This is a genomic window from Clostridium sp. 1001283B150210_160208_E6, assembly GCF_015669365.1.
Lineage (GTDB): Bacteria > Bacillota > Clostridia > Clostridiales > Clostridiaceae > Clostridium > Clostridium paraputrificum.
On sequence record NZ_JADPAA010000001.1, the window covers coordinates 324,854 to 348,361 of the forward strand.

Sequence of the window (23,508 nt, forward strand, 5' to 3'; positions counted from 1 at the left end):
TTATCTCCTCATTTCTAATAACTTAATTTTTAATGGTTTATAATAATATCTTGAAACATAAACCTTTTTATGTGTGTTCTTAAATTCAACAAGACTTGAGGATGTAAGATTTCTAGTTATGGAATAAATATAATTTACATTTAGTATTGTTGATTTGGAAACCCTCATAAAATTATTAGGCAATATTCCCTCTAGCTCATAAAGCTTATATTTAACCTCATAAACATTATTTAATGTGTGTGCACTAATACTTGTTTCTTCTGTTTCAAAAAACAATATTTCATCTAAAGATATATAAAACTGTGTATTATCTTTGTAGAATATTATTCTATTCTTTTTAGATAAAGCATCTTTAATTGCACTTTGAAGATTTTGTATATCTTCATTTAAATTAGCACATCTTATGATAACTTCATCATCTTGAATATTCTCATCAACTTCAATCCTTATTTTCATCTCCTCACACTCCACAATATAAATTATAACTTATGGTATCTTTTTGTAAACAAAAGTAAAACAAGTGGTAATTTTTCAAAAGTAAGTGGTAATTTTTTTACTCTAAACACAAAAAGTATGATAGATATTTATTCCCTTCGCACTAAAGGTAAGGAAATAATAAAAAACTACCTCTAATTTTAGAAGTAGTTTATATTTCTAAGTTGCTTTATAATCTATATTAGCTAATTTGGCTTGTTTACATAAATCCTTTACCTGCAGCTTATATAATTTTTTATCCTTAATAAAGTGTGTGCCACACTGTCTAAATTCAAAGTTCACATTTGCGTCCATACATTGATTTCTAATATTAAGAACCCAATCATAATCTAATGGTCTTGAATTATAATCAGACTCTCCTCCAACTACAACAAGTTCAATATCTTTTAAATATTTTTCAATATGTATTTCTTCCAGTAGTGGCTGGGCAGTAATACATTTGTGCTTTGCAGGGAAATCCCTAAAAATTGAAAGCTTATAATCTACATTCTTCTGGTTTTCAACAGTACAACAAACTACTACATTATCATACCCTTCATTCCAATCATCAGGAATACAATCCTTAAATCTATCTATTCTTTTAGTTAGAAATAAGAAAGTTAAATCACTTCTTTCTTTTATCATATTCCAGCACTCATCTCTCCAAGGATCACCTTCTTCAATAAAGAAGTCTGATGAAAAACATAGATATACTATTCCTGACTTAATCTTATAAGTTCCATTTTTTAATTTCTCTATAGGCTTATAAAAATCTTTTGTTTTAACTATTTTACTAGTATCTACTTTTCTTTTATAATCTCCCTTATGAATATAACAAAACTTGCATCCATCACTGCACTTTTTACATCCACGCCAAGGATTCCACATAGCCATATTATTCACCTCTTATCCTAAGATATTAATGCTTCTCTTATCCTCTTTTCTTCATCACTACCATTAGTCTTCAACCTTAAATAAGGAATCTCATACTTTTCCAAAACAGAATTCTTAATATTATCACGTTCTAGCTGAACTTCATTTTCATCATGATACTTAAAGCCATCAACCTCAATAACTAAAATAGGTGATTTATCAAGCTTATTAAACAATATAAAATCCACATGAGTATTAATATTTTCTACATAGCTTTTCTCTCTATCATTAAGTAAGGAAGTATCCCTTATTAAGTTTCTCAAAGGATAATGCATATCATATCCTATACTTAAATATTTCTCATCCTCCAAAATACCATCTAATAAATTTACCATAAGATTTTCAGAATCATACCTTGACTTATTTGTGTTTTTTAATAACTCTAACCTTCTATCATTATAGGATTTATATAAATAATCAAAAATAGAGTTAACCTTGCTTTCCTTTATACACTCCACATTGTTGTAGCTAATATATCTAATTAAATCTCCAATATTGCTCTCAGTTTCAATAAACTCCTTATTTCCAGAAACCACAAGAATCAACCTATTAACAGCTCTAGAAACTGCAACATTAATTAAATTAGCATTAGAAATAAAGTCATTCATCTCATTAGAAACTGTAGATATTATAATGTTGTCCTTTTCTCTACCTTGAAACTTATGAACAGTGTCTGCTTCAATATCTAAATCACCAATATACTTTCTAATCTCATCAGCTTGAAGTCTATAGGGAGATATTATCCCTATGGATTCATTTAAATTTTGTAGGTTTTCCTTAGGAATTACCTCATCAAAGATAACATCAAGCTCTCTTTGATTAAACTTACCTCTAGCATGATTTCCCTCCACGGTTTTATAAACCATTAGAGGATTATCTATATTATTTTCAGTTAAAGGAATAAGCTCTCCGTTATAAAACTTCTCATTACAAAAGCCTATTATCTTTGGATTGCACCTGTAATGCTCCTTTAAAAGAGTATAAGGAACCTCTGGATACAAGGTTTTTATAGAAGTAAGAAGGCTCTTTTCACTATAATTATAAGCTTCATCTAAATCATAGCTATAAAACACCTCATTTGTTTTAACCTTCAAATCATCAGATACCACATTAGGCAATTGCTTCTCATCTCCAACAATTACAACATTCTTCCCACAAGATAAGGCTAAAGCTCCTGAAACAATATCCACTTGAGAGGATTCATCTATAATTACATAATCAAATAAATAGTTCTCCCCTATGGAATTTCTTAAGGAATGAGTGGTGCTTAAAATTACAGGATACTCCTTAACCACATCCCCAAAGTTTTTCCATAAATCATCCTTAGAAAACTTACTTCTTGCACTTTTGTTTCCCTTTCTTTTATACAAACTAGATTTAAATAACTTCATAGAAAGGTCAGTATATTCCTTCATCTTATCTTCAAACTTATATCTTTCTAGGGACTTGCTTATTTCAGTAATTCTTTTCTCACCCTCTTCAATTTTCATCTCATAATATAAGTTCTGTAATAATAAAACCATCTCTTCACTAGGGTTATCATAAAACTTAAAAGAATATATACCAAACTTAATTAAATACTTAACCTTATCTAAGGTGGTAAAATCCCCCTTATTTTCTATGTGATACTGGATATTATTCCATAAAGTAAGTATTCTATCTGGAGTTTTTCTATACAAGCTCCTATAAGGAAGTATATTAGGCTTTTCACTAGAGCTTAAATAATGCTCTTTCTCCACCTTTATTCCATCTAATTCTTCCTTTAGCTTTGCTAATTCATTTTTTCTATTTAGCATTTGGTTTAAATCCTTTTCTACCTGAAGTAGCTTCTTCTTAAGTTCCTCTTCCTCACTAAAATTAAGACTCCACCCATCCATAGAAGGATAAGTACCATCTTGTCCATCTATAAACTTCTCTCTATTTTCTGTATTTCCAAGAAAGGCAGCTATAAAACCAACACCATATTTATTAAGCTTTTCCATAACATTTGAGGTTGCAGAGTTATTGTTTGATACAACCCCTACAGTTTTATTATTAATTATTGCATTGGATATAATATTTAAAATTGTTTGAGTTTTACCTGTACCAGGAGGCCCCTCAATTATGCTAATTTCACTATTTAGAGCCTTTTCTGTACCATCCTTTTGGCTTATATTAAATCCAAAGGGATATATAAAACTCTCATATTTTTTTCTTTCTTTTGGCTTTTTACCATGAAGATATTTTGACAAAACACTATTAGAACTTATAAACTCCATTTTTTCATATTGTTTTTCTAGGAAATTTGTTTCATCTATTTTTATTAGGGATGATAGATGCTTTAAATACTTGAAACAACTTTTAGATTTTGCACTGTCTAGAGATGACTTTTCTATCCTTATGTATCTTTTTTCATAGGTTTCAATGTAATCATTTTTAAAAAAGAGTTTTATATATTCATTAAAATCTAGGATTTTTAATGCTCCATTTCTTGGTTCTCCTTTGTGGAATACTACATTAGATTTGCAATCTATTTCTGTAGGATCTTTATAACATTTCACGTTACTGTAGTTATGTGGGTATGTCTTTCCATTTGTATATGTAATGTTTTGTTTACCATTTTCATATTTAATCCACTTTATTCCATTGGTTTTATCTTCAAATTCTCCATTTTTATTTTTGACCATTATTAAGTTTTTGTTTATATCCATAATTTCTCCTTAATATAGACTTTATATGTATATTTTACCATTTTAATTTATATTCTACTATACAGTATTATTGATGGAATTAGAGTCTATCCAAATGAAATATTTTTATTATAGGTTTTACTTATGATTACCATATTTTTTTGATATTATATTTTTTTCATATGTAGCTATATAATCAAATTGTAGACATTGTTAAAAAATAAACTATTTTAGGAGGTATCATATGGGATATAATCTATCATTCCAAGAAGTAAATACTTTATTTGAAGACTTAAAGAAAGAATACAAGATTTATGCACCAAAGAGATTTAAAAAACAAGGTAGATACTCAGATACAGACATTATAAAGTATGATGAAGTTTCTACTGTAGAAGAAATTGAGTTTAAGGAAAAATCACACTATCCAGTAAAGGAAGTGATAACTCCTATTACTCAAACCCTTTATTACTTTACAGAAGATGAATTTAGAGAAAGTTCTATAGGTCATAACAAAAAGATATTAATTTTTGCTAGACCTTGTGATATTAATGCACAAAGAAGACAAGATATGATTTATCTTCACAATGGTAACTTTGAAGATACCTTCTATAAGAGGATAAGAGAAAGAGTTAAATTTATTTGTATTGAATGTGTTGATGGATTTGACACTTGCTTCTGCGTATCAATGAACAGTAATAAGACTGATGATTACTCTTTAGCTGTAAGATTTAATGAATCTTCTTTACTGTTTGATGTTAAAGACAAGGAATTCAGTAAATTTTTCAATGATAAAACAGAAGAAGAATTTGAACTAAAATTTATTGAAGAAAATGAAGCAAAGGTAACAATTCCTGAAATTAATGATAAAGAAATATTAATAAAACTTAAAAATCATCCAATGTGGAATGAATACAATAAAAGATGCCTTGGTTGTGGAAGTTGTACAATAGCATGTAGCACATGTTCTTGCTATACTACACGTGATATTGTATATGATTCTTTAGGTAAAATTGGTGAAAGAAGAAGAGTACAAGCCTCTTGTCACATAGATGGTTTTGATGAAATGGCTGGAGGACATAACTTTAGAACAACTAAGGCAGATAAAATGAGATATAAAGTTCTTCATAAAATTCATGATTATAAAGCTCAATTTGGAGATGAGCATATGTGTGTTGGTTGCGGTAGATGTACTGATAGATGCCCTGAACATATTTCAATTACAGCTACAATAAACAAAGTAAATAATGCAGTTAATGAAATTATGGAGGGAAAATAATATGGAAAACAATATATTAACACCTAAATCATATGAAATTATTAGCGTTACTCATGAAACTAAACATGAATACACTTTTAGAGTTGCAACTGATATAGTTCCTGAACATGGACAATTCCTACAACTATCACTTCCTAAAATTGGCGAAGCTCCTATTTCTGTAAGCGGATTTGGACTAGGATATATGGACTTTACAATAAGATCTGTTGGAAAGGTAACTGATGAGCTTTTCAAATTACAATCAGGAGATAAAATCTTCTTAAGAGGAGCATATGGCAAAGGCTGGCCAGTTGAAAAGTTTAAAAATAAAAATTTAGTTATAATTGCTGGTGGTACAGGAGTTGCCCCTGTAAGAAGTATGATTAATAAATTTTATCTTGAAGAAGATTATGTAAAATCATTAAGTTTAATCTTTGGCTTTAAAGATATAGATTCTATATTGTTCAAACCTGAATTAGATAAATGGAGAGAGAAATTTAATACAATATATACACTCGATAAGGGTGAAAAGGATGGTTGGGAGCAAGGTCTTGTAACTAAACATTTATCAAAACTTCCTTTAGACTCTTTTGAAGATAACTATGAAGTTGTTATAGTTGGGCCACCAGTAATGATGCACTTTACAGCTCTTGAAATGCTAAAACTTGGTGTTCCTGAAGAAAAAATTTGGGTATCATTTGAAAGAAAAATGTCTTGTGCTGTTGGTAAATGTGGACACTGTAGAATTGATGAAACTTATGTATGCTTAGAGGGCCCTGTATTTAACTATACTAAGGCTAAATCATTATTAGACTAGGAGGATACTTTTATGAATCATGATATAGATATTAAAAAGGTTAGATTAAATTGTTTTCGTCAATCAAAGATTCCTGGAGAGTTTATGCTTCAAATGCGCGTACCAGGAGGTCTTGTTAATGCTAAATATTTAAGTGATATTCAATATATTGCAGAAACTTATGGAAATGGTACTTTTCATATGGGAATGAGACAAACCTTCAGTATCCCTGGAATTAAATATGAAAACATTCCTTCTGTTAATGAGTATATTTCTAATTATTTAAAAGAAGTTGAAGTTGATGAATGTAACTGTAATATGACAGTAGATGAAAATGGATATCCTACAATAGGTGCTAGAAATGTTATGGCATGTATAGGTAATTCTCATTGTATAAAAGCAAATGCTAACACTAAGGATTTAGCAAATAAAATAGAAAGCCTAGTCTTCCCTTCTCATTACCATATTAAAGTTTCAGTATCAGGTTGTCCAAATGATTGTGCTAAAGCTCATTTCCAAGACTTTGGTGTTATTGGGCAAGCTAGAATGATATATCATCCTGAAAGATGTATTGGTTGTGGAGCTTGTGTAAAAGCATGTGAACATCATGCAACTAGAGTTTTAAGTTTAAATAAAAATGGACTTGTAGATAAAGACCCATGCTGCTGTGTTGGTTGTGGTGAATGTGTTCTAGCTTGCCCTGCAAGTGCATGGACAAGAAGCCCTCAAAAATTCTATAGAGTTGTTATAGGTGGAAGAACAGGAAAACAAACTCCTAGAATGGGTAAAACTTTCTTAAACTTTGTTACTGAAGATGTAGTACTAGGAATGTTTGCAAACTGGCAAAAGTTTTCTGCTTGGGCATTGGATTATAAACCTGAATACTTACATGGAGGCCACTTAATAGATAGAGCTGGATATCATAGGTTTAAAGAAATAATTTTAGATGGAGTTGAACTAAACCCTGAAGCTTTAGTTGCTGAAAATATATACTGGGCAGAAACAGAATACAGATCTAATATAAACGTTAAACCAATTGGAAAACATAAAACTATAGAATCAAATAGAGAAATACAAGATTAATCTTAAAATACTGACTTTTAAAAAAGTGACTCCCCCCTTTAGGGAAGAAGTCACTTTTTTTATCCATACCATTAGAAAGCTCCAAGTAAGATCAAAAGAAATATTCATCCCACTTATACTAAAGATAAAGAAAAAAACTTAACTTCTTATGTTCTTATGTTCTTAACTTCTTAAGAAGTTAAGAACATAAGAAGTTATAGTAAAAATGCGGGTTTGAATGGATTTTTATGAAATAAATTTTGAAAATGTATATGTTTTATTTGAAAATAAAAATCCCTTTAGAATAACTCTAAAAGGATTTTTTTCTCTATTTATATATTTACATATTTATTATGTTTAAAAGGTCATCACCATACTTGTCTACTTTAACTTGTCCAAAGCCTTGAATCTTTAGAAGCTCTTCCTTTGCTTTATTATATCTATACTTTCTTATCTCTTCATATAAATCACTTGCATTATCTACTACCTGCTCTTCAGCTTTCTCTTCTTCCATAACCTCAGTTACTGCTACTTGCTCATTTTCAGCTAAATTTAAAAATCGTTCTTTTTTAACTATTAAGTATACAATTTCTCTTGGATACTCATAAAATCTAGCAAAAAAATAAAGCATATCCTCAAATACGCTTTATTACTATCTACCTTCTAATCTTTGATAATAATCATCAAGTATTTCTTCTGTCACCTTAGTTGCACTAGTTCTCTTAAGCTTATATAATATATGATCCATTCTACTACGATCATATTCTAAACATATATTAATCTTATTATTTAGAAATTCTCTTTTATGTTTTTTTACTTTTCTTTCTATATCATCATATAAAATTTCTATTTTTTTATTAAGCTCTTCTATATTATTTATATCAATTTTTTTTCTATTCATCTTCAATAATATATACATTCTTTTTGATGTATATCCATTAACTTTAAATGGTTTTTTAGACCATGGTATAATATCTTTTAAGTTTGGATCTTTAATAATAATCCCATTCACTAATACATCAAATCCCTTTTTTTCACTAGCCATTCTATATATCTCTACAGAAGTAGTTTCATTAATTTCTTTATCCCCCTCATTTACAAGTATCCCATCTATTTTTAACTTATCACACTTTATTCCAAACAAATTAACATTCGTACCATTATTAATAATATCTCTATAGGAAGCTTTTATCGAAAAAATTATTTTTCTTTTCATTTTTTGAATCTTTTTTAGCGAAGTTTCATGAATATCTTTCTCCAAAATAACTATACTTATAGAAGTAATATCATCTATTTTTCTTTCAGTACTGTTACTTTGAATATCTATATTACCTTTATTAATATTAATAAAATTAAAGTTTGTTTTATAATTACTATTTATTCCTGAAACTTCAATATTACACTCTTTACATAAGTAAGCTAAAGCTGCCAACATTTTATTTTCATTTATATTCTCTATATCTTTAAGTATCGTTATATTTCGTAATTTTTTACCTTTAATTAAAATCCTTACTTTTTCATTATCATGCTCTACCATTATCTTTTCTATGAAATTTCCATGCACAATACAAGCGTTTATTATATAAACAAAGCATTGCTCTATCTTCATATTACTCCATAGATTTTCCGTTCTTTCCATACCGATTACTTTACACTTAACACCCATTTCCTATTCCTTATGAATTAATACAATATATGTCTATGAAATAAGAATAAATGCTATACCTAAATATGATAAAAATCTATACTAGAAATGATATGATAAGATTACTATTTACTATTTACTATCTGCAACAACACTTTCATCTATCTCCTTTGCTACAATTTCTTCTTTATTCCAAAAACTAGTTAACTTAATAGTTCCACTATTTACTTTTGTATTTTTTTCATCAAATTTTACTTTAACAATATTAGGTCTATTAAAAGCAGTCCCTGAAAAAATTGCTTGACCACTAGTTAAAATTTTAAGCATTTCCATACTCATTTCATCAATAAACGGTACTGCATTTTTTATTATATTAATATCATTAGGATTTACTAGTTTATGAATAATATAATTATGTGCTTGAGATATCAAGGTTCCTGATATATCACTTGGTCTTTGTGTAGACATCGTTAAAAACACACTGAATTTTCTTCCTTCTTTAATTATATTTTCAAAAGTCTCTATACAAGTCTTTGCAATTGCATCCTCTTTATCTAGATTTTGACTTGAAAGATAGTTATGAGCTTCATCAATAATTAGATGCAAGGATTTTCTAGCATTTGTTCTACCCATAAATTGACTATATAACTTAGAACAAATAAAAGTAACTATTATTCTTCTTATATCTTTTTTAGCACTAGATACATCACATACTAAAACATTATGCTTTTCAAACAAAGTAGATTCTATATCACTATCCTCTCCATCTTTATAAGGTATAAAAATTCTTCCAAAATCTTTTTTACTGCTATTAAACCTCGCTATCATTGGACTAGTATTATTTTCATTAGTACTATATTTATTTTTTCTAAAGATATGTTCTAGTTCTAATAAAAATCCAAAATCCTCTACGGTGAATTCTTCCTTTTTAAGTGAAATATCTATTTTATTAATCTCCCCTATTATTTCATTCGATCTATCTTCATAAATATCTCCAATATAATTTAACCTATTATTATTAATCTGTATTTTATCAATATAGGATAAGCTTTCACTAATTTTTTTATATAGTTCATCACTATAATATGTCATATCATCTCTTAACGAATTTAATGAATTTAATTTATTTGCAGGTGTATTATTAGAATTAATAATTCCACACATACATACTTTTAAATAATCTAATATTAAAACTGATATACTTTTCTTATACTTACCAGCTTCAAATAATTCTCTTCTTAATGTATTACAAACCTTTTTTATAATTGGATACTGCGTCTTATCAGTTGCCTCTAGTAATAGCTTCCAATCCTCAGCATCAAGTAACTGTATAGGAATATTTATTTCATTGGAATCCTCAAAAGATGTATCTAATCGCTTCACCACTTTTCTATTTGTAAAAGCATCCTTATATTCACCATTAGTATCAATTATAAGAAATAAGCTTTTTGTTACATCTCTATCATTAAATAACTCAGAATATATTGTATTTAAAGTGTTAGATTTACCACTACCTGTATTACCAACAATTAAAGTATGACTAGCAAAAAAAGAATTTATATCAATATTAAAATCTAAAGAATCATTAAATAGAAACGTTCCTACTGATATACTTTCTTCTTGAATAGTTCCAGTATATATCTGCTCTAGTTCATAATCTGTAATAGAATATACATTTTCAAAAATATTAGGAACTTCCCCATTACTACCTTGATAAAATCTACCTTCTTTTATGTATCCAGAAATATTACATATTAAATACTTTTGGCTATTTATTCTTTTTATCTCTTTATCATTCTCACTATCCAATAATACCTTCTCATTTATAATTTCATATACTTTACTTCCAACCTTTACAAAATTGCTTACACCACCAACTCTTATTAACTCGCCATCTACTACTTTATATGGTGTATCCATTTCTCTATTTATTGCTACTTTAATTTGAGAATTAGATATTTCAATTATTTTACCGATTTTTAAACTGACATTTCCCATTTTACTCACCTTTTATATTATTTAATAAATCTGCTAGTACGCTAAAGTCAGCTGATTCATCATACACGTGTACATTTTTCATTTCTTTATACTTTTCTCTCATTTCTTCGATCTCATTAGGTAACGCCATAAATAATATTAAGGTAAATGAGTCTATCGTAAGTGCATTCTCAATAATTTTATTTATATGTGCATCTCCCATACTTGTCCCACTAACTACTAAGGTGGTATCCTTTTTACAAATAGAATCTGCAAACTCACGCATTAATGCAGAGTAGTAAGTAATTAAATTCGTATGTTCAAACTTTGCCACTGATGGATATATGATCTCAGGTAAAAACTCTTTTTCAAATGGATTCTTTTCATATAATTCACCATCTTTTAAACACCAAGATATTGAACCATGCAATTTATACAAATTCATATGGTTGCAACTAACTACTAATTCTTTCTTTCCAACGTTAAAACTATCAACATATTCATAATTATAATAAGCAATATTGAACTTTCGTTTTGTAATCCCATAAAATCCTGAATAATAATGAATATTTAACTCTTCCAAAGCCCTCTCATTTAACATATCATAGTTTGTTGTAAACACTTTTATACTATGTTTATTTTCATAAGCAACATCCCTTAATTCTATTATTCCCCTATAAAAGTTCTTAAATATATCTAAAACAGTATCTTCATCTGAATTCTTTATTCTATCTAATATTAATTTTTTTATATATTCTTGTATTTTCTTAACCTCACCCTTAAATTTATCATCAAAAATATATAAATCTGCCCCCTCTAAAATTGACAAAAATTTTTCTATGTTACTACCATCAGGTATTAAATAATTATCAAATATTTTCTTAACTTGATCATATTGATCATTTTCTATCCTCTTACTATCATCTAACATTTTAATAACTTCTTTTATTTTATCATCACCTGTTATAAACGTTCGAAGATCAGACATAATTGGAAAGTTCAATTTCCCTTCTTCTTTTTTTACCCTATATGAGCATCCTGCTCCCAGCAAAAAATTAACATTAGTATTCTTTATTATTTATTTTATTAATTCCGTATTTCCACTCATAAGTTCTCCCCTATTTCCTATTATTTTAATATGAGGTTTTTACTACTGTCTCTTATTATTGTTGTCTTTTTATATGCGTGTTTGAAAAGGATGTAAAGTAATTATTTACATCCTTCTCTACCATTACCTCGTATGAGCATCTCTGCAACAATGATAACAACCATCTGAATTAGGGTAAATACTCTTAGCTTTTGCTACAGCTTCTTTAGAGTTTGAGTAATACCCTAAATATGTTTTATCATTAGGTAACTTAAAACAACTATCTTTATGTACTTCATGTTGTCCTTCATTATCAACTCCATCATGAACATAATACAAATCCATCTTATATCCTCCTTTCAATTATTCTATCCCCCATTACATTTCTTCTATGATTATCACTCGAAACACTAGTAGTATCATAAAAATAAAAAAACGAAAGATGCCCAACATCTTTCGTATGATTATTAATTCTACACTTTTGCTGAAATTCCTCTTTTATTACAAAATAATACTTTTATTTGCTTTATTAATTAACCATGAAGGAATCTCTTCTTCTAACTCCCAAATAAAACTTATTGGTTTACTACCACTGTGACTTCTATATTCACATAATCCCAAATAAGTAAATGGGCTAGTAATTCCATCTCTATTAGAGTATTCCCTAACAAATAATACCACCTTACTTTTAAACTTCTTATGATTTATATATCTTTGCCCTGTAGGACTTTCTACAGAGGTTGTACTTTGACTTTGCCAATGAAATAGCTTTTCATTAATAGCATAATCCTCGTATAAGGTGGAAGGAGAAAAATCTTTTTCACTTTTATTTAAAGTCACAAAGAATACATCTAATGATTTATCTTTAAAATACTTTGTTCCTTCTCTAAAGGATGGCTTGTTTTCACCATTAAAATAATCAAATGCCGCCATAATCTGATCTCTTGAATATTCACAATGTAAATCTAAAGGGCATGTAAAATCTAAGTTTACATTTTTATCAACAAAGTTCAAATTGCTATAATTATATTTTAGTATTTCACAAACCTCTTCCATCATTGTTTTATTTCTAAGTAACTTTAATACTCCATCTTCTAATGAAGCTAAGCCTTCTTTATCTGGCGCATTATTATAGAATGTATAATACATCATGTTAAGCATTAATTTGTCTTCTTCATTTAATGAATTCAGAGGTATTTCATTATTAATCACCTTAAATATAAACTCAATTAATCTTCTTGAATTTATATGAAATAAGTTCTTAAGTTTCTTAGTTATATCTATTTCATTTTCATCATAAAAATCATCTCTTACCCCTGCAAGAACTAACATCCTTGAAAAACTTCTATCTCCTTGCTTACCATAGAAGTCTATTAAAGATAAATTATTATACTTTAAGAAGTTTTCTAAAGTAAGCTCAGCTAAGGTTTCCTCTTTAAATACTTTAAGTTTATAAATTAATTTTGCTTTATTATTAACTCCTGACTTAATATTTCTTAAAATATACTCTTTTGCTTGCTTTTCTAACTGTATATAACACCCTTTTGGTAGGGTTATAAACCCATTTTCTATATATTCCTTTACCGAATGATTAGATTTTCCAATAAGAGTTCTAAACTTTTCTTCAAAGTTATAATTTTTATGAGCTTGTCCAACGAAGTCTAAAACTGTTAGACACTCCTTACCTTCGCTTAATCTTAATCCTCTACCTAACTGTTGTAAAAATACAGTTAAGCTTTCTGTTGGTCTTAAAAATAAGATTGTATTTATTTCTGGAATATCTACACCCTCATTATATAAATCAACTACAAATATGAATTTAAGCTCTCCGCCTACTAGTCTTTCCTTTGCTAAGTTTCTATCTTCCTTCTTAGTCTCATCCGTTAAGGCTAAAGAAGGAATACCAATATTATTAAAGCTATTAGCCATAAACTTTGCATGTTCCTTACTTACACAGAACCCTAAACCTATTACCTTATCTATATCTGTAACATATTTGTTTAAGCTAGTAACAATTTGGCTTACTCTTAAGTCATTACCTGTATATACTTTATCTAATTCCCTAATATCATATCCTTTTCTTTTCCACTTTAACTTAGATAAATCCACATCATCAGTTACAGCAAAATATTGAAAAGGTGAAAGTAGCTTTCTATCTATAGCTTCTGGTAATCTAATTTCAGCACTAATCCTATCATCAAAATATTTGAATATATCCTCTCCATCATTTCTTTCTGGAGTTGCAGTTAAACCTAATAATATTTTAGGTTTATAATAACTTAATAACCTTTGATATGATGGTGCAGCTGCATGATGAAATTCATCTACTATAATAAAATCATAGTAGTCATCAGAAGTTACATCATAAAGGCTTTTACTATTTAAGCTCTGTATAGATACAAACAAATACTCTAGGCTATCTGGAGTTCTTCCCCCCACCATTAAATCCCCAAAGTTATTGTTTTTAAGTATAGCTCTAAAAGTATCCCTAGCTTGTTTTAATATTTCTTCTCTATGTACTACAAATAAAAGCCTATTAGCTTTTCCCTTATTATCATTACAATAGTTTTTATAATCAAAAGCTGATATTACAGTTTTACCAACACCAGTTGCTGCAATTACTAAGTTTCTATTTTTATTAAATATCTCTCTTTCTACCTTTAGCTTATCTAAAATTTCTTTTTGATAGGAATATGGTCTTATATCAAAGGTAAAATTAGAATCATTCTCTTCAGTTTTTAATTCATTTCTTAGGGACCTCTTTAACCTAATTTTATCTTCATCACTACCCTTATAAGAAATAAACTCTGCATCATTCCAATAACTTTCAAAGGTAGCCTCAAACTTTCTAACAATATCAAAGGAATCTTGTTCAGTAATTTTTATATTCCACTCTAACCCTGAAGTTAATGCAGCATTAGAAAGATTAGAGGATCCTATGTATGCAGTAGTAAAGCCTGTATCTCTTTTAAACATATAAGCTTTTGCATGAAGTCTAGTTCTTTCAGTATCATAAGATATTTTTATCTCTGTATTAGGCAATTTGCTTAGCTCATTAATAGCCTTAAAATCAGTAGCTCCCATATATGAAGTAGTAATAATTCTAAGTTTTTTGCCACCTTTAGTAGCCTCTTCTAAACTATCCATAAGACATCTTATACCACTCCATTTAACAAAGGAGACAAGCAAATCAATGCTATCACAGGATAGTATCTCTTTATTTAACTCACTTAACATATTAGGTTCTAGGGATGCCCCTGTGAATAAAGAGCTTTGAGAAAGAGGTGTTACAGGCCTTATAGCCTTTTCTTTTGTAAGTGCCCTTTTATTATTTATTCTTGAATAGAGAGCTGTTAGCATTTCTCCATTTTCATCTATTTTATATTTTTTTATATCCTCTTCATTGGATATTTCGCTAAGAATATTGATGATTTTATTACAAGCTTCGATTTGTCTTAATAACTTATAGTCTTTTTCTTTCTCTTTATCTCTAATATAGTTTAGGGACCTACGTATTACTGATTCTATATATTGAGATAAAAGTACCTTTGCTTCTTCTTTATCAATGTTTTCTTTATCTATTATGAAATTTTCTTTGTTTATTCTATCTAATTCTTCTAATATTTTAGTGTTTATTATTTGCTCATATAACCCTTGTTTCATAAAACCTCACCTTTTATATTCCTTTCTTAAAAATAAAGTTCTATAAAACATTCTTTTTTCCTTTTTAGTCAAAATAATAGATATTTATTTATGTAAAAATCATATTTAAACTCATATAAATATATACTATTGGATACTTTTGTATTTTATTGTATGATAATGTTAGGTGGGTATAATTTTATGAGGTGATATAATGGCCAAAAATACAGGTAATAACTTTAGACGTGGAGCTGTAGATAATCGCTCTCAAACCTATAATCCCAAAACTGATAGCTGGGTTAAGCGTGATGCTAATACCGGTAAATTTATTGATCAAAAAACATCTAGTAACGAACCCTTTAAAGGTGTTCGTAAAGAAAAATAATATTATATAACTCACCTACTATTAGAGGGAGTAGGTTTTATACTCCCTTTAATATAAGTATAACTTATTTATATTTCTAGGATTATTTGGACTTACCTATCTTCTGTGCTAAATTTAAATAATAAAAACTACTCCTAATTCCTTAGAAGTAGTTCATAATTATGGACACTTTAACTAATTTTCCTTTATAATCCCAACAGCAACACCAATAATACTAAACTGTTCTTCTTCAAGCATAATTGGTTCATAATCATCATTTTCAGGCATTAACAAAATTTTACCACCCATAGTTTTATATGTTTTAAGAGTAGCATCTCCTTCTATGTCAACTGCAACTATATCACCAATATTAGCACAATCCTGTTTATTAATAACTACATAATCTCCATCATTAATACTCTTATTTATCATGGTCTCCCCTTTTATTCTAAGAAAAAAAGATTGTTTAAAGTTCCTAGCCATTCTGAAGAAAGAAAATACTTCCCTTGAAATTCATTATTAATTAATCAATTCATCTAATTCTAATTCCAAACTTTTCTTTATTTCGTTATAACGATTTTTTAATATTCTCTCAAAAAACTCATTTTCATTTTCTTGCGTTTTTCTTGCATAGTATTCCTTAATCGGTGTTGGTATACAATGCTTGTACATCGATAGATTTGAAACATAATCAAAGTATTCTAATGGGGATTTATCACTTATCATCGAATTAGCTTCACTTGAAATATATGTCCTATTTAATGGAGAATTTAACATATGATTTTTACTTTTACCTCGTAGTTCTTTAGCTGATTCACCCATTTTCCTTACTGACCCTAATGGACATATATGGTGATCCTGTATTACTATTCTTTTACTTCTCTTAATGCTACTGAAATAATATTGTTTACCTGAAGCAATATCCCATGCATTAAGATAAATTTCATCATTAATAAAATCTCTTGGAGATTTACTTAATATATATTGTAATATTCCGTGATAAACTGCTGTTGGAATAGATACTTCTTTATTTTTACCAGCTAATGTTTTAAAATCCGAATATTCTTCCAAACTAAATATCTTACTCTTTCTTTCCTCAAATATAGATATATCACCATTTATAAATTTATAAAGCAACTTTATATCTTCAACTGCTCTTGAATTCTGTAACTGTCTATATGTACCCGAAAATAATGAAGTCCAATACCAATATTCAATTCTATCTATAACTTTCTCATCGTTCCAATTTTTATCATCCTTCAGAACATATGCTATAGGAAGCAGCATTAACTGAAACTTTACATTATCGATTTTTACGATTCCACATCTAAATTGTAAAAATGCACAAGCTCTTATAATTGATGTTATTGTTAATCTTGTATTATCATTTATTTGAGTAGATGTTAAACTTAATTGTTCATTTTTTTTAATCCACTCTAATTTAATCTTATTTTCGTCATCAAAATTACCATCAAAATTTGAAAAAATGGATAACATATTTAAATACTGATTCTTAATTATTTCGCTAATTTCATTCTCCTTCATTAATCCCATATCAGCTGGGTTCCAATAAATCACATCTTCACCGCTATTCTTTAATACAGACCTTGGAATTATAATATTCTCATTAATCTGATTTTGTATTCTGGTGGTAAGCGACATTAATTCTCTATCATGAGCAGCCTTTGCTACGATAAGATCATACGTAGATAGCGAAACCCCTCCCTTATTTACATTTTCAAAAGTATATATAGCTCTATTCATTTCTTCTTTTAATAATTCTATAACTGGTATTTCTCTATCTTTCAAATTATTTATAAAACTATCAACATCATTTACCCAGTCAGTAACTAACTCTTCCCATGATTCGTCCATTGTATCTTCACAATAATCAGTTAAAATATCCTCAATTTTAAGGATATTATCATCAACTTGAGTTTTCAACTCTTCCATTCTATTCATAGCAATCTTTTTTAATGTTTTATATTGTATTGTAGAGCTTCTATTAGCAGAACAATTTGCTATTCCATACAAAGGTACTCTTAATTCCTTAGCTGCCTCTTCAGATACTATCTTTATTCGCGTATTTTCTTTAATAACCCCATTTTTGTACCATTCTTCCAATTTAAACTCTGGATGAAACCATAGTTCTTTTTTATTAGGATATATTATTTCATAACTAATAAACTTTTTAATATCTGATGGCGAATAACTATTTATAGAACGTGCTCCTCCAAATTTTAATTTCTTATACCCAAATAAATCTATTCCATCTCTTGGATTAATATTTATAAACCATCTTGTTCTTAGACGATTCTGTAAGCTATAGTAAACATCTTTCCAGCTGCTTACGTCAGAAAAGAAATCAAAGAAAACACTCTTCAATGTTGAAATTCTTTGTTGTCCATCTAACAAATACATAACAGAATCATTTGCTTCTTCTGAACAAGAAGTGTTTTTACATAGTTCTTTAGTTGAAAAATAATTTTTTTCTCCGCTTAATATCAATAAACTCCCTATTGGTATATCAAAAATTAATGATGCTAACAATTCACTTTGTTGCTCTTTTCTATCCCATACAAACTCCCTTTGGAAATTTGGTAGTAATATTTCTTTTCCTTCACTCTTTTCAATTAATTCACAAAGTTTAATTTTAGTATATTTCATAAAACTCTCCCATAATTAACAAACTAAATATTTTCTGCAACTGCTTCATATCTACTATTGAATTCTTCTAAAAAATCATATAAATTTACAGCATAATCATCTAATGTTTTTCCATTAGCAATTATTTTTTCGTATAATACCTCAACCCCTCCTAAAATATAACTATTAAAAATATCATAACACTGCTTTTTAAATTCTTCTTCTTTATTATAATATCTAAATGCTCTATCTAATCTTACATCTTTACTATCTACAGTCCTATTATGCAACATCATTACTGTTTGGTAATTATAAGTAATTAAGTCACTTTTACTTACCATCATATCTGCAAATATAGATGTATTAGTAACCTGTCCACCTTCATTTTTGCTTTTATCAACCTCAGCCTTTCTATTGTAGGTTATTCCTATAATACTAGCTAATAAAAACACATCTATATTCCTATTGAATATATAAATATATTGATCAGAATTCTTTCCATCAGTATGCTTTGCTGTTAACTTATTCACATATTCTGCATGCTTACCATAAAAATAATATTGTTTACTAAACATTACTCTCTCCCCTTTATGTATGATACTAAATACGAATCTCTAATTATTTCATATCTTTTTCCTATATATCTTTCTAAGTACTCCTCTGCAACTTCTCCATCAGTATCTTTAATAAAGAAAATTGATTGGTTTGCTATCTTAGGTAATGTATTGCAAATATTTTTTATTCTCTTTTTATCAAAAGCTGATAATGGTGCATCCATAATAAGTGGATATACTTCTGCTTTACTAAATTCTTTAACTCCGTTATTAGCACCTTTTTCTTTTGCCATATCAATTATTCCTGCTATGAATGCAAATATTACAGAATAATTTTGAGCAGTTGACCTTTCAATATTTTCGTTATTATCTTTTAAATCATCTACTTTTATTGATATATTATAGTTCTCATCAACACTCAGTGATAAACCACCATCTAATATATTTTCAAATATACTATTTATTTTGCCTTCAAGAACTCGCCTTGTCTCTTTCTCTTGAATTTCATAATCCTTATTTAATTTTTCATAAAGTTTTCTAGCATAATTTCTATAAGTTATATACTTTCTATTACTTTCATCTATAGTTATATAGTCCTCTTTCTTCGCTATAGTATTTTTTAATTGTGTTTTTAAACTACCAACTTGTTGATTCTTTAAATCTATTTCATTTTTCTTTTCTCTATATAATTTTTCATAATGTTCCTGTTCAGATTTTAAAGAATTTAATCCTGTTAAATCTATCATTCTATTATAAATCTTTGAGCTTTCCTCTAACTTATCTTCAATTTCTTTTCTTATAGTACGTAACCTTTTAAAAGTAGCATCTTCCATTTCAAAAAATGATTTACTAGTTGTACTACTATTGTGAAGATACTTATTAAAGCTATTTATCATAGTTCCCAATGACTTTGGTGGCAAATACTCCAATAAATCTGCAAGATTTTTTAGTTCTTCTGCTTCTATCTTATTTCCACATATACATGTACCCTTTTTTATTAAATGTTGTATTGTATTAGCATGTATATTCGGAATACCTTTATCTACTTTGCTAACACCATCTAACTCTCCATAACAACTTCTGAAAGCTGGAAGTTGAAAATAGCTTAATCCATTAGTATTCAGATAGTTAAAAAATCTCTTTATAGTATTAGCTTTTTCTTTCTCAAGTAAATGTATTTCTTTTTCAAGAATTCTATACTGTCTTTTTAGCTCCTCCTGTGGTGCAAATTTTAAGATTTCATCCTTTAGTTCTAATCTTTTTTTATTGTAGTTTTCAACTTCATCATTTAAATCAATTAATACATTTTCTATATATCTAATTTTATTTTCTAAGTTATCTATATCTCTATTAAGTCTTAGAACCTCTACAGATGCAGTATCATCTATCTTCTTTTCATATCTACCTAGTACTGTTGTTGTTCCTCCCCTATCTCCAAGGTGATTAAGTGCATTCATAATAGTATTCAATCCAACTAAATTTCTTACTGTATCACCAAATTCTTTACTTCTTCCTTTTTGTATTTCCAAACTCATGTTATCTATTCTTTCACCACTAAATATAAAGAATTTAGATAACTGTTCTGGCAATATATCTTTAACAAAGTAAATACAATCGCTACTTTTTATATATTTGGTTTTTAAATTTTCCTCATATGATATCTCTAACTTTGCTTGTTGATCCTGTATTCTAGTATTCTTTTTAATAAACAACTGTTTTCTTGTAATTTTATAATCTATCCCATCCAATTCTATATTCAGATCAACTCTTGTTGTTATTTCATCATTTGGTAGTGCTTCTTCCTGAGCCACTTTATTTAATACACGCTTTTCCTTAAAATCTGTATATCCATATAGAACCCATAAAAAAGCTTGTGCCAAAGTTGTCTTTCCAGTTCCGTTATCCCCCATAACAACAGTTACATTTTTCTCTTTATCGCATGCAAACTCTATTTTTACCTTATCCTTAAATTGACGAAAATTAAACAACTCAATACTTTTTATAAGCATTCTACTTCCTCCTCAATTGCTTTTTGAATTTCCTTAATCATTTCATTATCAGATAACTGTTTTGTATTACTATTTTTCTTTTCTAGCAAAATAACTCTAGTTAGTATTCTTTGTAACTTTCTTTCGTCAATTGAAACTTGATTATCTTCCATTTTATATCTCCCCTTCATTTTCAAATACCTGTGAATATTCTATATTATAAGACTCCATAATTTTCAAGATTAATTTATCCGAGTCATATGTGTTTATTGCTAGCCTTTTAAACTCATTCATCCTCTTTAGTTCATTAATAACAAGCGATTTATCTAAACGCATTTCTTCTTCTGTTAATGAGCTAATACTGTCTATATTTCTTGGCAATGTTACAAAATCATAAATTTCCGAATATACTTTATCTTTAAATAACCTTAATACCCTTCCCCTTCTTTGTATATATTCCTTAGGATTTGTTGTACTTGCTAAAATAAATGCAGTTTTTATTTTAGGAATATTAACCCCCTCATCTAAACACTTAATAGCAACTAGTGCTTGTATATCTTCACCTTCCTCATACTTACTTTTTATAATCATTCTTTCCTCGTTAGTTTCTCTTGAAGTAAATTGAGAAGCTGTCATATTAAGATCTTTTTTTAACATCCTAGTAACTGCATCAATTTGTCTAATAGTATCTAAAGATTCTTCATTATCATATATACTTGTTGCTCCACAATATACTAAAATATATTTATCATTTCTATATTCCACCATAATATCTTTCAATTCTTCTAGTTTATTGGCTGCCCCAGCAACAAGTCGTGCTCTTTCAAGCGCTAACCTTTCCCCTTTACTATTAAGCTTTGTAGTTCCATTCTTTAACTTTATTATATTTTTTCCTATATCACGTGTTAAAATTTTATACTTTTCCAGTTCATATTCTGTTAAATATACTAAAATAGGATGATAATAATATTCTGTAAGTTTTCCTTCTTTTATAGCTCGTTCAAGTGAGTATTCAATACACTTATTACCAAAATAAGAATATAAACTTTCCGTTCCCAACAAATCTCTATGTCTCTCTAAAGTTGCAGATAATGCTAGTCTATACTTAAAGTTTTCTAATAACTTTGTAGCTAACCCCTCGGATCCAAAATTATGAGCTTCATCTACAACTATCAAGGCATTACATTTTAACTTTGATAATTGCTCTTGCATAAAATCAGTTCTATAAGTTCCATTTGTTGTAATTATACAAAAGAAATTTGTAATTCCAATATTATAATCAATTACTGAATTTTTAATCTTTTCTTTGTATTTTCTATCTTTAGATTGGCTATATGCAACTATAGGATTAATATTAAAGATCTTTAAATCTTCAACCCATTGCTCTACTAAATGTGTATATGGACAAACAATAATAACGGCTAATCTTCCTTGAACATTTTTTGACAACTCTATTATTGCTGAAATGCCAGTATAAGTTTTACCTGTTCCAGTTGCCATATCAAATATTCCACAATAATTATTTGATTTCCAATTATCAATTGCTTCTAATTGATAATCATACAATTTTATACTTGAAGGAATATATGGGCAACCATATTCTCTTATAAGTTCATCTTTTGATATAATTGGACTATTTTCTATATCATAATCATAATTTATATAATCCTTTTTATATCTACTAATTATCTCTTTTTTTAAAGCTGGAAACTCCACAACCTCTAGTCCAGGTTCTTCATTAGACCATATTGAATTAAAAGCATTTATTTTGTCTTCGACTCTTACTTCATCGTCCCACGAAGTAAATACATCAAAAGCTTCATAATTAACCAACATTGCATTTGCTGTCTCATTTAACGATCCTGTAAATACTATTTTATTAGATTCATTATCTTCAACTATTCCTAACTTTTCATGATAAATACCTATTTTATTCCTTGATCTTAAAAGAGCTATCTTAATATCTAATTTATTATTAGCAATAAGATTAGCTAAATAATTAAGACGTTCTTCTTCATCCCTATTCTCTGTTACTTTTAGCTCTCTTAGTAATGCTTCCTCTATAACCTCTTCTCTCATCTTATACCCTAGCTCTATAGCTTGTACATCTTCATCCGATAGCTTAGGTGATGCTATAATCTCTAACTTTCCACCATTTTTTATAAGTTCACTTATTCCTTTTGATATTTCTGTTAATGCAGTTGATGAAAAGAAACCAACAGCTCTTTTATATATTCTTGCTTCTTTTAATACTGGCACATAAAAATCTTTTATAATATCGTCTTTAAATGAACGATACTCTCGTTTTAATTCTAAATCCTTAAACCCCATATACTCCCCCCATAAATATTAAAGATAAAAAACTATTTTTAAGAAAAATTGAATACATAATTTCCTTGTTTTATAAATCGTCTTT

The 23,508-nt window shown here is 28.1% G+C and carries 19 protein-coding genes; 4 read left to right on the forward strand and 15 right to left on the reverse strand.

The genetic code is table 11. The features are described 5' to 3' along the window. From I4V16_RS01720 to I4V16_RS01730, 3 genes are all read right to left on the reverse strand, one after another. A complete protein-coding gene (locus I4V16_RS01720) occupies positions 1-456 on the reverse strand; it encodes a LytTR family DNA-binding domain-containing protein (protein WP_055254296.1) in 456 nt (151 codons plus the stop codon). Positions 457-654: 198 nt separating this feature from the next. Beyond that, complete coding sequence (locus I4V16_RS01725) at positions 655-1,368, reverse strand: DUF5131 family protein (RefSeq protein WP_055254298.1); 714 nt, start codon at positions 1,366-1,368, stop codon at positions 655-657. 17 nt (positions 1,369-1,385) lie between these two features. Further along, on the reverse strand, positions 1,386-4,097 hold the full coding sequence (locus I4V16_RS01730; protein ID WP_195966397.1) for an AAA domain-containing protein: 2,712 nt from the start codon (positions 4,095-4,097) through the stop codon (positions 1,386-1,388). A 223-nt stretch (positions 4,098-4,320) separates the two neighbouring features. On the opposite strand from I4V16_RS01730, the gene asrA reads away from it, so the two are divergent. Genes asrA through asrC form a run of 3 tightly spaced genes read left to right on the forward strand, consistent with a single transcriptional unit; the run spans position 4,321 to position 7,210 of the window. Next, positions 4,321-5,352 carry an anaerobic sulfite reductase subunit AsrA gene (asrA, locus tag I4V16_RS01735; RefSeq protein ID WP_195966399.1) on the forward strand — a complete coding sequence of 344 codons (1,032 nt, stop codon included), beginning with the start codon at positions 4,321-4,323 and terminating at the stop codon, positions 5,350-5,352. A gap of 1 nt (position 5,353) precedes the next feature. Beyond that, entirely contained in the window at positions 5,354-6,148 is a 795-nt protein-coding gene (gene asrB / locus I4V16_RS01740) for an anaerobic sulfite reductase subunit AsrB (protein ID WP_195966401.1), read from the forward strand. 12 nt (positions 6,149-6,160) lie between these two features. After that, positions 6,161-7,210 carry a sulfite reductase subunit C gene (asrC, locus tag I4V16_RS01745; protein WP_099327640.1) on the forward strand — a complete coding sequence of 350 codons (1,050 nt, stop codon included), beginning with the start codon at positions 6,161-6,163 and terminating at the stop codon, positions 7,208-7,210. A gap of 319 nt (positions 7,211-7,529) precedes the next feature. Here the strand turns inward: asrC and I4V16_RS01750 are convergent, their stop codons facing one another. The 6 genes from I4V16_RS01750 to I4V16_RS01775 form a co-directional block, all read right to left on the reverse strand. After that, the gene (locus I4V16_RS01750; RefSeq protein ID WP_195966403.1) at positions 7,530-7,820 is read right to left on the reverse strand and encodes an HRDC domain-containing protein; all 291 of its coding nucleotides are present in this window, start codon (positions 7,818-7,820) and stop codon (positions 7,530-7,532) included. Between the two features lie 21 nt (positions 7,821-7,841). Continuing rightward, entirely contained in the window at positions 7,842-8,828 is a 987-nt protein-coding gene (locus I4V16_RS01755) for a hypothetical protein (protein WP_153061837.1), read from the reverse strand. 138 nt (positions 8,829-8,966) lie between these two features. Continuing rightward, positions 8,967-10,832 (reverse strand): ATP-binding protein, encoded by a 1,866-nt coding sequence (locus I4V16_RS01760; protein WP_065254681.1) that lies wholly within the window; start codon positions 10,830-10,832, stop codon positions 8,967-8,969. A gap of 1 nt (position 10,833) precedes the next feature. Next, positions 10,834-11,799 carry an SIR2 family protein gene (locus I4V16_RS01765; RefSeq protein WP_207745399.1) on the reverse strand — a complete coding sequence of 322 codons (966 nt, stop codon included), beginning with the start codon at positions 11,797-11,799 and terminating at the stop codon, positions 10,834-10,836. Positions 11,800-12,042: 243 nt separating this feature from the next. Continuing rightward, on the reverse strand, positions 12,043-12,243 hold the full coding sequence (locus I4V16_RS01770) for a hypothetical protein (RefSeq protein ID WP_065254683.1): 201 nt from the start codon (positions 12,241-12,243) through the stop codon (positions 12,043-12,045). A 156-nt stretch (positions 12,244-12,399) separates the two neighbouring features. Beyond that, positions 12,400-15,561: a DEAD/DEAH box helicase gene (locus I4V16_RS01775; RefSeq protein ID WP_195966407.1), complete on the reverse strand. Its 3,162-nt coding sequence runs from the start codon at positions 15,559-15,561 to the stop codon at positions 12,400-12,402. 193 nt (positions 15,562-15,754) lie between these two features. Between I4V16_RS01775 and I4V16_RS01780 the strand changes: the two genes are divergently transcribed. Further along, positions 15,755-15,925: a hypothetical protein gene (locus I4V16_RS01780; RefSeq protein ID WP_195966409.1), complete on the forward strand. Its 171-nt coding sequence runs from the start codon at positions 15,755-15,757 to the stop codon at positions 15,923-15,925. Positions 15,926-16,099: 174 nt separating this feature from the next. Here the strand turns inward: I4V16_RS01780 and I4V16_RS01785 are convergent, their stop codons facing one another. The 6 genes from I4V16_RS01785 to I4V16_RS01810 are packed head-to-tail and all read right to left on the reverse strand — an operon-like array spanning position 16,100 to position 23,423. Continuing rightward, positions 16,100-16,387, reverse strand: coding sequence for a S24 family peptidase (locus I4V16_RS01785; protein WP_195966411.1), 288 nt, complete (start codon positions 16,385-16,387; stop codon positions 16,100-16,102). Between the two features lie 36 nt (positions 16,388-16,423). After that, positions 16,424-18,571, reverse strand: coding sequence for a DUF262 domain-containing protein (locus I4V16_RS01790; protein ID WP_195966412.1), 2,148 nt, complete (start codon positions 18,569-18,571; stop codon positions 16,424-16,426). Positions 18,572-18,594: 23 nt separating this feature from the next. Further along, positions 18,595-19,125, reverse strand: coding sequence for a hypothetical protein (locus I4V16_RS01795; RefSeq protein WP_195966414.1), 531 nt, complete (start codon positions 19,123-19,125; stop codon positions 18,595-18,597). After that, positions 19,125-21,113 carry an AAA family ATPase gene (locus I4V16_RS01800; RefSeq protein WP_195966416.1) on the reverse strand — a complete coding sequence of 663 codons (1,989 nt, stop codon included), beginning with the start codon at positions 21,111-21,113 and terminating at the stop codon, positions 19,125-19,127. The genes I4V16_RS01795 and I4V16_RS01800 overlap by 1 nt, the downstream gene beginning before the upstream one ends. Continuing rightward, a complete protein-coding gene (locus I4V16_RS01805; protein ID WP_195631716.1) occupies positions 21,104-21,265 on the reverse strand; it encodes a hypothetical protein in 162 nt (53 codons plus the stop codon). The genes I4V16_RS01800 and I4V16_RS01805 overlap by 10 nt, the downstream gene beginning before the upstream one ends. A gap of 1 nt (position 21,266) precedes the next feature. Then, the gene (locus I4V16_RS01810) at positions 21,267-23,423 is read right to left on the reverse strand and encodes a DEAD/DEAH box helicase family protein (RefSeq protein WP_195966418.1); all 2,157 of its coding nucleotides are present in this window, start codon (positions 23,421-23,423) and stop codon (positions 21,267-21,269) included. Positions 23,424-23,508: the final 85 nt, after the last annotated feature.

Coding starts and splice junctions, on each gene's coding strand:
- I4V16_RS01720 (WP_055254296.1), bottom strand. CDS start 456: ATGAAAATAAGGATTGAAGTTGATGAGAATATTCAAGATGATGAAGTT.
- I4V16_RS01725 (WP_055254298.1), bottom strand. CDS start 1,368: ATGGCTATGTGGAATCCTTGGCGTGGATGTAAAAAGTGCAGTGATGGA.
- I4V16_RS01730 (WP_195966397.1), bottom strand. CDS start 4,097: ATGGATATAAACAAAAACTTAATAATGGTCAAAAATAAAAATGGAGAA.
- asrA (WP_195966399.1), top strand. CDS start 4,321: ATGGGATATAATCTATCATTCCAAGAAGTAAATACTTTATTTGAAGAC.
- asrB (WP_195966401.1), top strand. CDS start 5,354: ATGGAAAACAATATATTAACACCTAAATCATATGAAATTATTAGCGTT.
- asrC (WP_099327640.1), top strand. CDS start 6,161: ATGAATCATGATATAGATATTAAAAAGGTTAGATTAAATTGTTTTCGT.
- I4V16_RS01750 (WP_195966403.1), bottom strand. CDS start 7,820: ATGCTTTATTTTTTTGCTAGATTTTATGAGTATCCAAGAGAAATTGTA.
- I4V16_RS01755 (WP_153061837.1), bottom strand. CDS start 8,828: ATGGAAAGAACGGAAAATCTATGGAGTAATATGAAGATAGAGCAATGC.
- I4V16_RS01760 (WP_065254681.1), bottom strand. CDS start 10,832: ATGGGAAATGTCAGTTTAAAAATCGGTAAAATAATTGAAATATCTAAT.
- I4V16_RS01765 (WP_207745399.1), bottom strand. CDS start 11,799: ATGTCTGATCTTCGAACGTTTATAACAGGTGATGATAAAATAAAAGAA.
- I4V16_RS01770 (WP_065254683.1), bottom strand. CDS start 12,243: ATGGATTTGTATTATGTTCATGATGGAGTTGATAATGAAGGACAACAT.
- I4V16_RS01775 (WP_195966407.1), bottom strand. CDS start 15,561: ATGAAACAAGGGTTATATGAGCAAATAATAAACACTAAAATATTAGAA.
- I4V16_RS01780 (WP_195966409.1), top strand. CDS start 15,755: ATGGCCAAAAATACAGGTAATAACTTTAGACGTGGAGCTGTAGATAAT.
- I4V16_RS01785 (WP_195966411.1), bottom strand. CDS start 16,387: ATGGCTAGGAACTTTAAACAATCTTTTTTTCTTAGAATAAAAGGGGAG.
- I4V16_RS01790 (WP_195966412.1), bottom strand. CDS start 18,571: ATGAAATATACTAAAATTAAACTTTGTGAATTAATTGAAAAGAGTGAA.
- I4V16_RS01795 (WP_195966414.1), bottom strand. CDS start 19,125: ATGTTTAGTAAACAATATTATTTTTATGGTAAGCATGCAGAATATGTG.
- I4V16_RS01800 (WP_195966416.1), bottom strand. CDS start 21,113: ATGCTTATAAAAAGTATTGAGTTGTTTAATTTTCGTCAATTTAAGGAT.
- I4V16_RS01805 (WP_195631716.1), bottom strand. CDS start 21,265: ATGGAAGATAATCAAGTTTCAATTGACGAAAGAAAGTTACAAAGAATA.
- I4V16_RS01810 (WP_195966418.1), bottom strand. CDS start 23,423: ATGGGGTTTAAGGATTTAGAATTAAAACGAGAGTATCGTTCATTTAAA.